Source organism: Paenibacillus apii, assembly GCF_011043685.1.
Taxonomy (GTDB): Bacteria; Bacillota; Bacilli; order Paenibacillales; family Paenibacillaceae; genus Paenibacillus_AQ; species Paenibacillus_AQ sabinae.
Window position 1 is genome coordinate 1 of sequence record NZ_JAAKGU010000008.1, and the last position, 14,369, is coordinate 14,369.

At 55.1% G+C, this 14,369-nt stretch carries 11 protein-coding genes and 1 pseudogene; 8 read left to right on the forward strand and 4 right to left on the reverse strand.

Annotation, left to right across the window (positions count from 1 at the left end; translation table 11 throughout):
• Positions 1-27 precede the first annotated feature (27 nt).
• Both G5B47_RS16555 and G5B47_RS16560 read right to left on the reverse strand, forming a co-directional pair.
• A complete protein-coding gene (locus G5B47_RS16555) occupies positions 28-1,632 on the reverse strand; it encodes a carboxypeptidase-like regulatory domain-containing protein (protein WP_165100224.1) in 1,605 nt (534 codons plus the stop codon).
• 77 nt (positions 1,633-1,709) lie between these two features.
• Positions 1,710-4,697 (reverse strand): hypothetical protein, encoded by a 2,988-nt coding sequence (locus G5B47_RS16560; protein ID WP_235949722.1) that lies wholly within the window; start codon positions 4,695-4,697, stop codon positions 1,710-1,712.
• Between the two features lie 728 nt (positions 4,698-5,425).
• Between G5B47_RS16560 and tnpB the strand changes: the two are divergent.
• From tnpB to coaD, 3 genes and pseudogenes are all read left to right on the forward strand, one after another.
• Positions 5,426-6,540, forward strand: a pseudogene (gene tnpB, locus G5B47_RS16565) (IS200/IS605 family element RNA-guided endonuclease TnpB).
• A 189-nt stretch (positions 6,541-6,729) separates the two neighbouring features.
• Complete coding sequence (gene rsmD / locus G5B47_RS16570) at positions 6,730-7,332, forward strand: 16S rRNA (guanine(966)-N(2))-methyltransferase RsmD (protein ID WP_328804559.1); 603 nt, start codon at positions 6,730-6,732, stop codon at positions 7,330-7,332.
• 2 nt (positions 7,333-7,334) lie between these two features.
• Positions 7,335-7,856 carry a pantetheine-phosphate adenylyltransferase gene (gene coaD, locus G5B47_RS16575; RefSeq protein WP_025334818.1) on the forward strand — a complete coding sequence of 174 codons (522 nt, stop codon included), beginning with the start codon at positions 7,335-7,337 and terminating at the stop codon, positions 7,854-7,856.
• Here coaD and G5B47_RS16580 read toward each other — a convergent pair.
• Positions 7,825-9,051 carry a nucleoside recognition domain-containing protein gene (locus tag G5B47_RS16580; protein ID WP_165100230.1) on the reverse strand — a complete coding sequence of 409 codons (1,227 nt, stop codon included), beginning with the start codon at positions 9,049-9,051 and terminating at the stop codon, positions 7,825-7,827. The genes coaD and G5B47_RS16580 overlap by 32 nt on opposite strands.
• Before the next feature lie 167 nt (positions 9,052-9,218).
• Between G5B47_RS16580 and G5B47_RS16585 the strand changes: the two genes are divergently transcribed.
• Positions 9,219-10,256, forward strand: a complete 1,038-nt coding sequence (locus G5B47_RS16585) for a SepM family pheromone-processing serine protease (protein ID WP_235957203.1) — start codon at positions 9,219-9,221, stop codon at positions 10,254-10,256.
• Here the strand turns inward: G5B47_RS16585 and G5B47_RS16590 are convergent.
• Positions 10,246-11,574: a tRNA(Met) cytidine acetate ligase gene (locus tag G5B47_RS16590; RefSeq protein WP_165100232.1), complete on the reverse strand. Its 1,329-nt coding sequence runs from the start codon at positions 11,572-11,574 to the stop codon at positions 10,246-10,248. The genes G5B47_RS16585 and G5B47_RS16590 overlap by 11 nt on opposite strands.
• A 195-nt stretch (positions 11,575-11,769) precedes the next feature.
• Here G5B47_RS16590 and G5B47_RS16595 point away from each other — a divergent pair, with 195 nt between their 5' ends.
• The 4 genes from G5B47_RS16595 (at position 11,770) to plsX (ending at position 14,365) form a co-directional block, all read left to right on the forward strand.
• Positions 11,770-12,282 carry a YceD family protein gene (locus G5B47_RS16595; protein ID WP_165100235.1) on the forward strand — a complete coding sequence of 171 codons (513 nt, stop codon included), beginning with the start codon at positions 11,770-11,772 and terminating at the stop codon, positions 12,280-12,282.
• A 59-nt stretch (positions 12,283-12,341) separates the two neighbouring features.
• Complete coding sequence (rpmF, locus tag G5B47_RS16600) at positions 12,342-12,515, forward strand: 50S ribosomal protein L32 (RefSeq protein WP_019911234.1); 174 nt, start codon at positions 12,342-12,344, stop codon at positions 12,513-12,515.
• Between the two features lie 280 nt (positions 12,516-12,795).
• The gene (gene fapR, locus G5B47_RS16605; protein WP_165100736.1) at positions 12,796-13,392 is read left to right on the forward strand and encodes a transcription factor FapR; all 597 of its coding nucleotides are present in this window, start codon (positions 12,796-12,798) and stop codon (positions 13,390-13,392) included.
• A complete protein-coding gene (plsX, locus tag G5B47_RS16610; protein WP_165100238.1) occupies positions 13,376-14,365 on the forward strand; it encodes a phosphate acyltransferase PlsX in 990 nt (329 codons plus the stop codon). The genes fapR and plsX overlap by 17 nt, the downstream gene beginning before the upstream one ends.
• The last annotated feature ends 4 nt before the right edge of the window (positions 14,366-14,369 follow it).

The window sequence follows — 14,369 nt, forward strand, 5'->3', positions numbered from 1 at the left end:
CTGATGCTTGGCGGGTTTTTTTCCAGATTAGAACTTAGCCAAACCACTGAGCAAGGCGGCATGCCCGAATGTGACCGTCGTCACGGCTTGATGATCATCCTTTTCTCCCCAAAACATTGGGAAAATTGCGGGATTGCTTGTCGTATGTTTCAAGTAGCCGCTGCCGAAATAGACCAGGGAACAGCGGTCTTCCGCGTGGCGTTCAGCCGCGATCAATCCATTTGTCGGCTTCAAGGTCGGTCCTGATGTGAATTTGATCAACGGGGTTGTCTCAATCCAACCTTTCGAGCCAGTGTCATCGGTCTGGTAACAGCGGGCCATTCGTTGGGAATCACGTTGTAACCATCCAGGCAGGTCCTTATCCAGTCTACTTCGAATGTAGGAAGGGGCATCGTGGTCCCATACTTCCTTCCAGGCGTTAAGGAACGGGGCCACATCCGCACCGAAGAGGGTGTGGCCATCGATGCCGTTAATGTTGAATCGCGTATCGTCCATTTTTTGACCGAATGTGGTTGGGAGCATATCTGCGATCGGCCCCACACCGGCACTAAAACCGCCTATAACGACCCGTCGTACCGTAGGTGGGGGCTGGTGGATACGATTGAAGCGGAATTGTGGTGGTACGGGAGCACGATCTTCATCGCGGCTGCTCTGTCCTCCTGACGTGTAACCCATACGGTGAAGGAAATGAGTGACCTCGGCTAAAAGCCGAGATAGTCCGGCGGCGTCAGCGAACGGACCCCAATTTCCATATGGTTGGACAGGAAACACCACCACCGCTTGTCGCTTAGCGGCGAGTAATTGATAGACCAGCCATTTCTCGCGGAACAAGTAACGATGACCCAACCCAGGGTACGGCTGAACAAGTCTATCGCCAATTTTCCATGCCATATAGGGATATTCTTCTTTACGGGCAGGAAACTTTTCGGGTATGGCGGTGTTCGGCGAGAAGAAGATAACGAAGTCGAGTTTACTCGGAGTTGTGCCGCGCCAGCGCGGCACCCATACAGCGACGAGCAAACGGGGACTTTTGTCGCCGATTCCCCACTCCAACCAAATCAGATTGCCCTCGCGGTTCGGTTCGATCTTGATTGGTTTGCTGTGATTCAGCCGGCCCGGATCGCCCGGTTCGATCTTATCCGGTTTACGACCCCACCCTTCCGTCGGTTTAGCGGGCAAGAGGGGGTGGTTCACTCGAACGAAGATTTCCTCGTTGTTGAATATTCCCAGGTAGCGGTTAGTAGGGTTTCCAGCATTGTCTTTCCAGGTGAAGACCGCCTTCGGATTAAACGAATCACGCTGCTTCATTTCTGCATCGGAGATCGGAAAAAGCGGCGCGGGACGGATGCGCGACAGGTGGACGATGACGGTAGCTGGAGGTGTCACCGTGCACACCGGATTTCCCCAAACAAAAGATCCGCCTCCATTTGGGGGGATGACGTCAACTTCTTCCTCCAGGTACAAGGGGTGAGTCGCTTCGACCGTGAAGAGTACGTTCGGCAGGGGTCGTAGAACGACCTGCCCTTTCCCGTCGGTTTTGCCGGTCTTGCGGTCTCCCGAAACGACGACAGCAACATCCGCCCCGCTGATCGGTGTACCCGCCGCATCCTTGACTTCGATAATTAGGTCCATGTAGTTCTTCCCCCTCTTAAACCCTATAATCTTTGGGTTTATCGCGTGATGTCTTAGAGCCCCCGCCCTTTTCTCCTTTAGAGTTGCTGGCCGGTCTTGGGGTCGTATTGTACGGCAACGGCAGCCACCTGATCAGTCGGTAGCACCTCGATCCATTGGTCGAAGACCTGGTAGGGCTCGGCGGGCCGGAAGCCGCCGGCCAGGGGGTCAAAACCGGTTTCAAACACCTTCTCCGAGGCCAAAGTGTTGGTATAGCTGGTATTAGTGTCCTTGAGTTCCTGCGCGAGGAGCTTCAGGGCCTCGTCGACCTTCTTGCCCTGGAATATGCCAGGGTCCCCTTGTTGATCGGGGCGGTAGGGGAGGCCCAGAGCGGCCACTCCTTCAACCTCAATGAGCCAGTTGAGGGCGGCGACCTCCTGTCCAGGACGGATCGGCAGGATCGCTTTCACCCACGCGGCGTTGAGGAATTCATTACGGCGCTCGTCGCCGTCGATCTGAATCAGCCACCCCAGCGAACTACCCATCGGCGCAGGCTGGGTCTGCTCAGTGATGAGGTAGTTCACCCGCCACTCCGAATCACCTTGAATAACGGTACTCATGGTGCCTTTAGCACCAGTTGAACCAGCAGAGTAAGAAGCGTCAATCTTGGAACCCGCAGAAGCAGCAGTGAATATAACCGTTGCACCCATACCGCCAGTTGTCCATCCAGAGAAAGATGTTCCTCTGATCAAGGTTGCAACATCAACAGCAGTCGATTGAATCGCTGGGTCTACAGCCACTTCTTGACTTACACCGTTAAGAGTAACCGTAATATTACCCGCAGCAGTTGGAGCCGCAGTAATTGTTAAGCCGGCTACCTCTGCTATGGTAGGGTTGATCGCCTTATACTCGTCCGTCCTGGAGTACCATCCGGCTACGGTCTGCCCCGTGAGCGGCAGCGGGGCCACAGGTTCCTCCACCTCGGGAGGCACCGGATATCTGCCGACGCTGTTTTTGGTGAGGGGAGGGGGAGATACAGGGCCGGGCCGCCAGAAGTCGGGGGCGACGAAGTACAGCATCTCGTCCACATCGAAGAACTGCTGGATCTGCTGGGATTCCAGGTACGGGAGGTGCTGCGGATTCTGGGGGTAGTGACCGAGTTCCTCCAGCTGACGGATGAGACTCCGGAACACCCAGCGACGCTCTTCACTGCGCAGGTCGTCAGCAGGCCGGGTGCGCATCGAACTGACCAGCTTCAGTCGCTCGCGGACGGCCTTGCCGTAAGCCTCGTGATGCAGACGTGCCACCTCCTTCTGATAAGCAGCCTCCGCATCGGCGTTTTTCTGGGCAACCTCCTTCTTGAGCTCTTCCGTCGGTTCGTAGAGCAAGACAATGTCAAAGGGCAATGACTTCTTGCCTTGGAAATTGGCGAAAGTTAGCTGCAGCTTGATGATCTTCTTCGTTTGGTCGAGGGTGAGCGGCAGAAAATCAACCTGAGCGCCTTGACGATCCACAGAAACGACCTTGCTGAATTCATAGTCCCGCGGAGGGGGCGGGAGCGGCACGTCGAAGCAGAACTGGATGGTGTCGTCGATGCCGGGATTAGACGGATTCACCCCGCGGCACGCATTTTGGGGATGCGGCGTATACGTTAGCTTGGCATCTTCGTCTGTCCCCGGCTTAGGTTTAAACGGTACGTCAAAGCGAATGGTCACTTGTTTGGCCTCCGGAGCCGGCAACTTCTCGGGTTTGCTGATCGCGGTAAGGTCCGGGGCCTCGACCACATGGACCATGTCCCCCAGCCCTAGGTCCTTGCCCGGGTCGCCGAGGTACACCTGCCAACACAGCCGCATACCGATGTGCTGCAGCTGCACTCCGACCTTCCGCATCTTGCGCCGCAGTTCGTAGTTCACCAGGTTCGGGGTAATGTTCTGAAGGATATAGCGGCGGCTGGAAATGTCCGTGGACTCGGTCACCGTCTTGAAGCTGGTCTTGAAGTTCCGCTTGATCTCGCTGGAGACCTTGGCGGTCTGTGTACGCGTCTGTTTGTGCGTCTCCTCCGATGCCTTCCTGACGTTGTTTGAGGTGCTGAAACTGGCGCTCGCGTCGGCATGGTAGATCTTGGCATTCACGCCGCCGGTCACACTAACGCCCAATTTAGTGTCCCTAGAGTTGTCCTCCTTGACGGCCTCCGCGACATCGTCCTGGTTCGTTAGGCTCTCCTCCGACTTATGGGAAATCTCCTCCGACTGCTCGGCCACCTTCTCTACCAGCGTGCGCCGGGTACTGGTCTCGACTACCTCCACAGTGCCGCCGGGGCTGACCCAGATGTGACCCGCAGGCGTACCGAGGAAGGTGTCGAACTCGAAAAAGTACTGCCGGAAAAGGTTCAGCAGCCCAACCGGTGACAGCCCGCCCGCAGTGACCGCCTCGTAGCGCTTAGCTAGCGCAGCTAGGGCCTCGTCGCTCAGGGTGCGGGCACTCTCCCCCAGGAAGCGTTCTCGGGTCAGCTTCGCGAACACGGACCCGGGATGCACCGCAACAGCCGACAGAGCGGACTGCAAGCCGATCCACCCGGGAAGGGGCTGGTAGATGCCAAAGAGCTCACTGGCGTACGGCAGGGTGCCTGCGAAGTCGTGTATCGGCCGACCGGTGTAAGCAGGTGCTCCGGGAGCCGGCAGTGGTAATATTTGGGTGTGGCTTGGCGCACCGTCCGGCACGGTGAAGGGCACAGATATCCACGAATCACCCGGTGTGGACTTGAAAAGAAGCACCTTGCCGGAGGCCGTGCGGGCCGGGGCAACGAACACGATCGTCAGACTGCCGGCAGAGCTGACCGTACGACCCGCATACTGAAGACCTGACGCAGGATCCCGCGAGAGGAACGTCCCCTCCAGTGCAGTCACATGAGGGAAGAGGCTCGGGTCCTGCACATTAACGTTACCCGGCAGGCCCAAAGCCCACTGCCGCCCCACCGGTATCTCCGATCCGGTTCCCTCGATTTTATATGTCCAAATCTTGTATGCAGTACCAGCCCCCGGTGTTTCGATCGGTGACGTACCGACGAATGTAACCAAAACCGCCATTGAAATTCCTCCTTAACATAAAGAATAGGAAACTAGCTTTTTTCTTTCGCAGGAATACACAGAGATAAACTTGCACATTAAACATGAAAATATTCAAAAGACGTCTCTTTTCCCATGATTTACCATGAGAAATATTCAATTAATTTGACGAAGAACGAGATAGGATTCCATTCGTATCCCGTGTAGATTATGACCCTGAAGTTTCACAGCAGCTTATAATTCAGCTTACCGAGAGTGTTAGGGCAGGGATCGAAGAAGCATACCATAAGGGATAGTCGAGGTACGATTATCGGCTGGTTTCAACTCAGTCATGAAATCAAAAGCAACTTTTATAGATAAAGCTTTTTGTAAAAAAAATCGGGCCCCGTCTCACGACGAGGCCCTTCATGGGAGAGGAGAAACCGGACGAAGAGCTTATGGGGAAGCGTAAGCTTGCTCCGCGGTTGTCTTCGACATTTTGTGATGTCGATAATTACAGGATGACCCCGGATAACCGGTTTTATACATCGGATGCAAAATTTTGTCCGCCGTCTTAGGTGACGGGGTGTGACAAACTTTTTTATAGAAATAGGAGAGAAGACCCCTTCCTCTATAGGCAGGGGATGAATCGACTTTTCACGTCTTACGGTTTCCTTTCGCCCCCTCAGGCATACAGCAGCTCCTTTTCTGGAAACTCCTTGAAATAAGAACTTATGTTCGATTATAATTGTAGGGAATGGAGGAGGATCATGCTGATTAATAAAGCCTACAAATTCCGCATCTATCCCACACCCGAACAAGCCACACTCATTAACAACACGATTGGATGCAGCCGCTTTGTGTACAATCGTTTTCTGGCGCGGTGGAGGGATGCGTTCCAGAAGACAGGCAAAGGCCTAACTTACAACTCGTCTTCAGCTGAATTAACCCTCCTCAAACAAGAATTGACATGGTTAGGTGAAGTAGACAGCATCGCTTTGCAATCGGCGCTCAAATACCTTGCCGATGCGTATCAACGATTTTTTAAGAAGCAGAATGATGCTCCCTGTTTTAAAAGCAAGAAGAATCCGGTGCAATCCTACACCACCCAAACCAGGGGAAAAGCCAGTCTCCGGAAGTGAGCATTGTAGAGAGTCGGATCAAGCTCCCCAAACTGGGATGGGTGAAGTTTGCCAAAAGCCGTGAAGTGATGGGACGCATTATCCATGCCACCGTTAGGCGCAGTCCTTCAGGAAAATATTTTGTATCCGTACTTGCAGAAACGGAAGTGCAGGAGCTGTCCCCAGCTCATTCCGAGGTTGGTATTGATGTTGGAATTAAGGATTTTGCGGTTCTATCAAATGGTGAAGTATTTGGCAATCCCAAATTCTTTCGTACTTTGGAGAATCGACTGGCCAAAGCCCAGCGCAAGCTCTCACGCCGGAAGAAGGGCGGATCAAATTGGAATAAACAGCGGATCAAAGTGGCTCGAATCCATGAAGATATCCGAAATGCAAGGAAAGACTATCTGGACAAAGTCTCCACGCATATTGTCAAAAACCACGACATCATTGCGATTGAAGATTTGAAAGTCGAGGGAATGCTTAAAAACCGGAAGCTATCCAAAGCGATTAGCGAAGCCTCCTGGTCTCTGTTTCGAAAGATGCTGGAATATAAGTGTGCATGGTACGGGAGAGTATTGATCACCGTAGGCCGTACCTTCGCCTCTTCCCAATTATGTTCTTGCTGTGGATATCGGAACCAAGAGGTCAAGAATTTGAATGTGCGTGAATGGACATGCCCGGCGTGTGGAAGCAGTCATGACCGAGACTTGAATGCCAGCCGTAACATTCTGGCCGAAGGCCAAAGACTGCTACAAGTGTAGATATTACATAAACTGCTGGAGCGGCAGGGTTCGCTTGGCCAACTTCTCTTCGGTAGAAGGGATTACCCAAGAATCCCCTTCCTCTAAGCCTAAGCGTAGGGAGGGGAATGTTCAATTAACGACGGGAATGTGGTACGATAGGCGTGAAATTATGCCGCTAACGGCGTAATAAATAGATATACAGAGCAGGTGAAGCAAGCAGTGAGAGTGGTGTCGGGCACAGCCAAGGGAAGACCATTAAAAAGCGTTCCGGGAACCGGAACCCGCCCTACGACCGATAAGGTCAAGGAGGCGATTTTCAGCATGATCGGCCCATATTTCGATGGAGGCGATTGTCTGGACCTGTTCGCTGGGACCGGCGGACTTGGAATCGAAGCTCTGAGCAGGGGCATCGGGAGCGCCGTATTTATCGACAAGGAACCGAAAAGCATCGATACGGTGCGCGAGAATTTAAAGACGGCAAAGCTTGAGGAACAAGCCGAGGTATACCGGAACGATGCGAACAAGGCGTTGTTCGCGCTCGAGAAACGGGGGCGGAAATTCGATCTCGTCTTTATGGACCCGCCTTACCGGCATAAATTCGGGGACGAGCTTATGGTCATGATGACTGCCAAGGGGCTGTTGCGGTCAGGCGCGGTCATTGTACTTGAGCATGAGTCCGGTTATGAATATCCTGAATTAATCCCGGGCTTTATACAGCTGCGTCATGCAGTGTATGGGGAGACGGCTGTCTCCATTTACCGTTATGAATCCGGCGCAGAGACCGACATCGACAAGGATGAGGGGGTATAAGAGTGAGTCTGCAAATCAGAGAGGAAAGAATCGCGATTTACCCCGGCAGTTTCGATCCGGTAACGCTGGGCCACATTGATATCATTGAGCGGGCGGCGAAGCAATTCGACCGGCTCGTCGTGGCTGTCTTGAACAATATAAGCAAAAACCCGCTGTTCTCTGTTGAGGAACGCATCGATTTGCTTCACGAGGTAACATCGCATCTTCCCAATGTGGAAATTGACAGCTTCCGGGATTTGACTGCCAACTATGTCAGGCAAAAAAATGCGCACGTCATCGTACGGGGCATCCGCACCGTTACCGATTTCGAATATGAGCTGCAAATCGCCACCATTAACAGCAAGCTGAATTCTGATGCCGAGACGATTTTTATGATGACGAATCCGAAGTATTCCTATCTGAGCTCCAGCGTGGTTAAAGAAATCGGCCATTTTGGCGGAGATTTGACCGATTTCGTGACTCCGGAGGTCGAACGGGCCATCCGGCGGAAGTTCAGTGAAAATGGCGGCGGAGAGCGAAAGTAAGCCGGACGGCGAAGGCCAGCACCAGCAGGGCGAGCAGGGTTATCGCGAACAGGACGGCTGCATTCGGAAAAAAGCTCCAAACCGCTCCTTCGCCGGTTGTTCCGGACAGAGGAGAAAGGTTCCCGCCTGAAAAAGCGGGCAGCGTCTCTTGAATCGCTGTAATCGGCTTATAGAGCAGCAGCGTCAGTAGGAACGCATAACCGCCATGCAGCAGCCGCCCGGCGGCAAACGGGAGAAAGCGGGCGCCGGCGGGTCTCAGCACCGTCAGTGATTGAAGCTGCGCGCTGATGCCGCTCCAGCCCAGCGCCCCCGACAGAACTGCAAGCCCCAGCGGTCCGGCGGATACGCCTGGAATTGCCGACGAGAGCAAGACCCCTGACGTGAGCGCCTTCGCCCCGAGATGAATTTCGAGAAAGCTGGCGGGCAGCGCTGCGGGCAGTGCAGGCCACACCCTTGCCACAATATTGATGACAACGGAGAAGATAATGATATATCCCCCGGCCAGCATCAGGCTCTGCACCGAGGCGCCAACCGACTCGCCGAGCAGTCTGCCGAAGCTGCGGCCGTCCCTGGCGCGGGCGTCCAATGCAGCGCATACCGCGCGCCGGAACAAGGAAGCCCGCCGGTTGGCGGGGGCATCAGGAGAAGTGGTATCCTTGCGGTGCGAAGCTCCCGCTGATACCGTCATGCCCGCGGCGAGCCCCGCTAGCCAGTGCACGGCCAGCAAGCCGTAACCGGCAGAGGGGCTGTGAAGCATGGCGGTGCCGACGACGATCAGCAGCGTCACCGGACTGGCGAAATGGGCAAGCGACGCCAGCCGGCAGGCATCTTTGGCGGAGATTTCGCCCTGCCTATGCAGTTGGAGCGCGCCTTGGGCTCCGCCGGGGAAGCCGGACGCCATCCCAAGCGCCAGCGTCCAGCCCGCGGAGCCGGGCAGGCGGAAGAGAAGCTTCATGATCGGTTCCAGCAGGACGCCGACAGCGTGGACGAAACCGGATGCACTTAGCATTTCTGAGAGCATCAGAAATGGCAGCAGCGCCGGAAAGACGAGCGTCCACCACAGCTGGAGGCCCTGAAGAGAGGCATGAAACGAGCTTTCCGGCGAGGAAATGATGGCTGCTGCGAGAAGTATGGCCAGGCCCCCAGACAGAAAAGGAGCGGATTGTTTGGCGATTTGTTTTATTTTGACGCTCATGTTTCATTCCACCTCCTCATAGCTTGGGAGCAGACGAGTTCTCTAACAATTTATGCAGGCTTGGCAGCCTTCATGCTACCTTCGGGTGCAGGACAGAAGGCTCGTTCATCGCACTATACATAACCGGAAATAAAGGGCGGAGTTTATTGGAAAGAGGGGGAACTCCATTGAGGCAGTCCAGGAACAGAACGGGAATACGTGCCGGAGTTTATCTGTTCACGCTAATCGTGCTAATCTACGTTATTGTGTTCATGGGGACTCCTTACGTGGTGTACCAGCCGGGAGCGGCTTCCGAGGTTGCCCCCATGATCAAGGTAGAGAATGAGGATAGAGATGAAGCCGGAACGTTCATGATGACCACCGTTTCCGCCAGCTATGCGAATGTGGCGCTGCTGATCTATTCAGCGCTGAACCCGAATGCCGAAATCGCTCGCAAAGCCGAAAGACTCGGCAACCAGTCAGAGGATGAGTACGCGGCTACACAGGTGTACTATATGAGCAGCTCACAGTCGAATGCAGTGGAGGCCGCATACAAGGCGGCAGGAATTCTGTACCGTGATGTCACCGATTATTTGTTCGTGTTCTCCGTTCCCGGAGAGACCGGTCATAAGCAGCTTCAGCCCGGAGACAAAATTCTCGGCGTTGATGGTAGGCAAGTGGCCGATCCCGAAGCGCTGAGCAAGCTGCTGTCGGCCAGAAAAATCGGGGATAAGGTCTCGGTATCGCTCGAACGAAAGGGCAAAAAGCTTACCGAAGACGTAACGCTCGTAGAAATCAAGGACAGCGGCAAGAAGGCGGTTCGTCCAGGTCTGGGCGTCGTTATCGGGGCTATTCAAAAGGTCAAGGCATCGGAGCCGGGAAGGGAAGTCAGCTTCACGGATACCGATGTCGGTGGACCGTCGGCGGGCTTGATGTTCACGATGGAAATATACAACCGGTTAACGAAGGGCGATCTGACCAAAGGGTACAGGGTCGCAGGCACCGGCACGATCGATCCTAAGGGGGAGGTGGGTCCGATTGGCGGAGTGCAGTTCAAAATCGTCGCCGCCGAGCGGAAGGGTGCCGAAATCTTTTTTGTTCCGGTGAAGAACTATGAAGAAGCCAAGGCGAAGGCGGACAAGATCGGCGCCAAAATGAAGCTGGTGCCCGTTTCGACATTGGACCAGGCTATTCAGTATATGAAGAAGCTGCCGGTCAAACCATAACCGGCGGCTGCAAATAGTCGCTGTACAGATCGCTGCGCAGCGGGTTCGTAAAGGCGGCGGCATACGCCGAAGAAGCCTGAAGATCCCGCGCAAGCATAGGATCGGAGCAGAGCGCCGGCCGGATGATGACGGGGAGAGCGGCGCTCTGCTTCATTTTTTTGAGAAGCGGCCGGCCGCTTTCCCTGAAGCCGAGCACCCGGATATATCCCGGCCCTTTTGACAGCGATTCCGGCGAGAATTCTTCCTTGCCGTGATTCAGCATGATATGCAGCAGCATCCGCTGAAGCCGGGTACGGGTATAGCGTTTGCTCTTCAAGGCGGAGAGCAGTCCATCGACCGTGAACCGTTCAAGCTCCGTTACAACGCGGAGGAGACGGTTCTCCAATCCTTCGCCGACATCAAGCAGTCCGGCGAGCTCGGCGGCTGTGCGGGTGGAGAGAAGATGAAGCAGCGGGGAGCGGAAGCTCTCCCAGTCCAGCGGCCCCCGGCCTTCCGTCTGTTCGCGCCGGAGAATGCTCAGGCTGTATTCCGGCATATAGCCTTCGGGAGAGCCCCCTTCCCGCAGCAGCCCGCGCAGCGCCGTTGCGCTGGCGATCGAGGCTCCCGGGCGGAGCGGATCGTGAAAGCCCGCCCCCAGGCGGGGAACAGTCAGCGGGACGATCCCGCTGCCCAGCCGCCGCAGGGCGATCAGGTAATGGAGACCGAGACTGTTGTTCGGTCTCCGCAAGAGATCCTCCAGGCCGCTGCCGCTGCCTGGAGAACCGGCGCTGCCCTCAGCAGCGTCTCCCGGACCGGCCGCCTGTCCGGCTGGTCCTGCGCTGCTGCCTGCAGCGCCCGCCGGACCGCCTTCGCCCAGGCGGTCCCGCCAAGCAAGCGCCGCCGCCGCGCTGTAAGCGGCGGGGAAGCTCTCGCCGAGCGCGAGACGCCGGCGAATCTCTCGCTGGAGCGGGCCGCTTTCCTCGGCGAGAAAGCGGGCCAGCGGCAGCAGCTTCGCCAGGCTGCCGGACTCAGAGCCGAAGCACAGGCTGTCCACGACGCCTGTCGCTTCAAGCAGCGAAGCCGCTCCGAAGGCGAACCACTCCGCGGGCTGCACGGCATATGCGACCGGGAGCTCGATCACTAGGTCGGCGCCCATGCGGAGGGCCATTTCAGTCCGCGCCCGCTTGCTTATGGCCGCGGGCTCTCCGCGCTGGGTGAACGCGCCGCTCATCACGACGATGGAACGGGATGCGCCGGATCGTCTCTTGGCCTCTTCGAAATGATGGACATGCCCGTTATGCAAAGGATTGTATTCGGCAATAATTCCTACTGTCGGCACCAGGGGTTCACTCCTGTTCGGTTTATCGGTCCGTTCTGAGAAAGTGTATAAAATCCTCCGTCAAAACGTCCCGAATCGGTTACTAATAGTTATAACATAAATCCTCCAGTCTTCTGCAACAATATAAAGGGAAAATGGTTGACAAAGGTAATAGACGATAGGTATAATAAATTTTGTTTGTTTGGAGTGATATCTATGAAGTTTCACTTTCGCAAAATTGCAAATGCCGACGGACCTTTGCGCTTTCACGAGAACGTGGATGTCAGCGGAGCCGTCAAAGGGCGTAAGGATATTTTGACTGTATCGCCGTTATTGGCCGATCTCGATGCGCTGCCCGCGGGTGCGGATCTCGTAACCGTGGAGGGTAAGCTGAGCGGGGATGCGGACATGTTATGTGCTCGTTGCCTGAATCCAGTCAAGAGCCATATGGATATTCCTTTTGCCGAGACGTTTAAGTGGGGTAAGGAACCGGCCGAGCCGGAGGAAGAGGAAGACGAGGATTTGATTTACGTGACCGATGAAGCCGTGGATCTGAAGCCTTATGTTATGGAGAGCTTTCTTCTCCATTTACCGCTTTCCGTGCTCTGCACTTCAGATTGCAAAGGACTCTGTCCGACTTGCGGGAAGAACTTGAACGAAGGCGCCTGCACTTGCGACAACACCGTAATCGATCCGCGTCTCGCCGGATTGAAGGATTTTTTCAAATGAGAAGATGAAATAAACAAAACCTGTATTAACGGGTTTACTTGAATAAGGAGGTGGAACACATGGCAGTACCTCAACGTAGAACGTCCAAAACACGCCGTGACAAGCGTCGCACGCACTTTAAGCTGGTTGTGCCGGGCATGGTGAAATGTGAACAATGTGGAGAACTGAAGCTTGCTCACCACGTATGCAAAGTGTGCGGAACGTACAAAGCTAGAGAGATCATCAAACAATAGTGATCTTTCTGAACAAAGTAGTACTTCATCTTTTGGTGAGGTGCTATTTTTTTTGCGGAATAAAAGCATGGGTTGTCAATCGGGTAGCACAATGCAGTTTTTGCGTCATAGCGCGGGTTTGAAGTCAATGCTTTATTTTTCCGGCTTCATGCTTTATACTACATACTAGTACCTGGTTCTAATTTATGAATTTATGATTGCTTCCATATCATTTGCGGCCGTTCAGAGGCCGGTCATTGCTTGCGCAGGGACGGACGGGAGGTGAACCGCCATCGAGCGGCTGACAAAAAAAGAACGCCAGCAGAAGCTGCTGCAGATCATTGCGGACAACCCTTTTGTCACGGACCGCGAGCTTACACGGCAGCTGAAGGTTAGCATACAGACGATCCGGCTGGACCGGATGGAACTCGGCATTCCGGAGCTGCGGGAGCGCATGAAGCAGATGGCGGAGCATTCCTACGATCAAGTGCGTTCCCTTCCGGCGGATGAAGTGGTTGGGGATATCGTTGATTTGCAGCTGGACAAGAGCGGGATCTCGATCTTCGAGATTCGTGAGGAGCATGTCTTCTCCAGAAACGGCATTGCCCGGGGGCATTATGTGTTCGCGCAGGCCAACTCGCTTGCGGTTGCCGTCATCAACGATGAAATCGCACTCACGGCTTCGGCCGATATCCGTTTTATACGCATGGTCCGGCTCGGGGAGAAATGCATTTCCAAGGCTTATGTCCGTTCGCTGGCGGGCCGCAGGGGCAAGGCCGAGGTCGACGTCTTCACTTATGTCGGCGAAGAGATGGTCTTTCAGGGCCATTTCGTCGTGTACCGGTCCGCGTCAGAAGAATACAGCGAAGGGGGAAGCCGAAGTGCAGATCGCCATTGACGCCATGGGCGGGGATCATGCGCCCGAGAGCAATGTAGAAGGCGCTTTGTCCGCGGCGACGGAGTGGAAAGATACGCAGATAGTGCTGGTAGGCGATGAAGCAAAGCTTGCGCCGCTGCTTAAGAATAAACCGTCCAATGTAACGGTACGCCATGCGAGTGAAGTCATTGGGCCTGATGAAGAACCCGTCAAAGCCGTTCGGAGAAAAAAAGATTCATCCATGGTTGTTGCGGGAAGAATGGTTAAAGAAGGCGAAGCCGAGGCCATGATATCAGCCGGCAATACAGGGGCTCTCATGACAACGGGGCTGCTTGTCGTCGGCAGAATGCAGGGGATCGAACGGCCGGCGCTTGCCCCCATGATCCCAACCCTCGATGATGTAGGGGTGCTGGCTTTGGACCTTGGTGCGAATATGGACGCCGAGCCGCAGCATCTGGCGCAGTACGCGCTGATGGGAAGCATCTATCGCAGCAAGATGCACGGGATTTCGCGGCCGCGCGTAGGGCTGCTGAACGTCGGCGCCGAACCGGGCAAGGGGAACAAGCTGACCAAGGAAGCCTATCCGCTGCTGGAGCAGCTGGAGGGCATTCACTTTGTCGGCAACGTGGAAGCGCGTGACGTATTAACGGGAAGCTGCGATGTGCTTGTCTGCGACGGCTTTGCGGGAAATATCTTGTTGAAGTCGCTCGAGGGAACGGCGGGAGCGATTTTTTCCCTGCTCAAGGAACAGTTCAGCAAGTCTCTGAAGACAAAGCTGGGGGCAGCGATGCTTATGCCCGAACTTAGAGGACTTAAGGGCAAGATGGATTACAAGGAGCACGGCGGAGCGCCGCTGCTCGGCTTAAACGGTCTGATCGTCAAGGGACACGGATCTTCCGATGGCAACGCCATCAAGAATGCCGTCCGTCAGGCGCGGCAGGCGCTCTCGTCCGGTCTTGTGCCAAGTATATCCAAGGAAATTAGTGGGAAGTGAGTGA

Coding starts and splice junctions, on each gene's coding strand:
- G5B47_RS16555 (WP_165100224.1), bottom strand. CDS start 1,632: ATGGACCTAATTATCGAAGTCAAGGATGCGGCGGGTACACCGATCAGC.
- G5B47_RS16560 (WP_235949722.1), bottom strand. CDS start 4,697: ATGGCGGTTTTGGTTACATTCGTCGGTACGTCACCGATCGAAACACCG.
- G5B47_RS16580 (WP_165100230.1), bottom strand. CDS start 9,051: ATGAGCGTCAAAATAAAACAAATCGCCAAACAATCCGCTCCTTTTCTG.
- G5B47_RS16595 (WP_165100235.1), top strand. CDS start 11,770: ATGAAGTTTCACTTTCGCAAAATTGCAAATGCCGACGGACCTTTGCGC.
- rpmF (WP_019911234.1), top strand. CDS start 12,342: ATGGCAGTACCTCAACGTAGAACGTCCAAAACACGCCGTGACAAGCGT.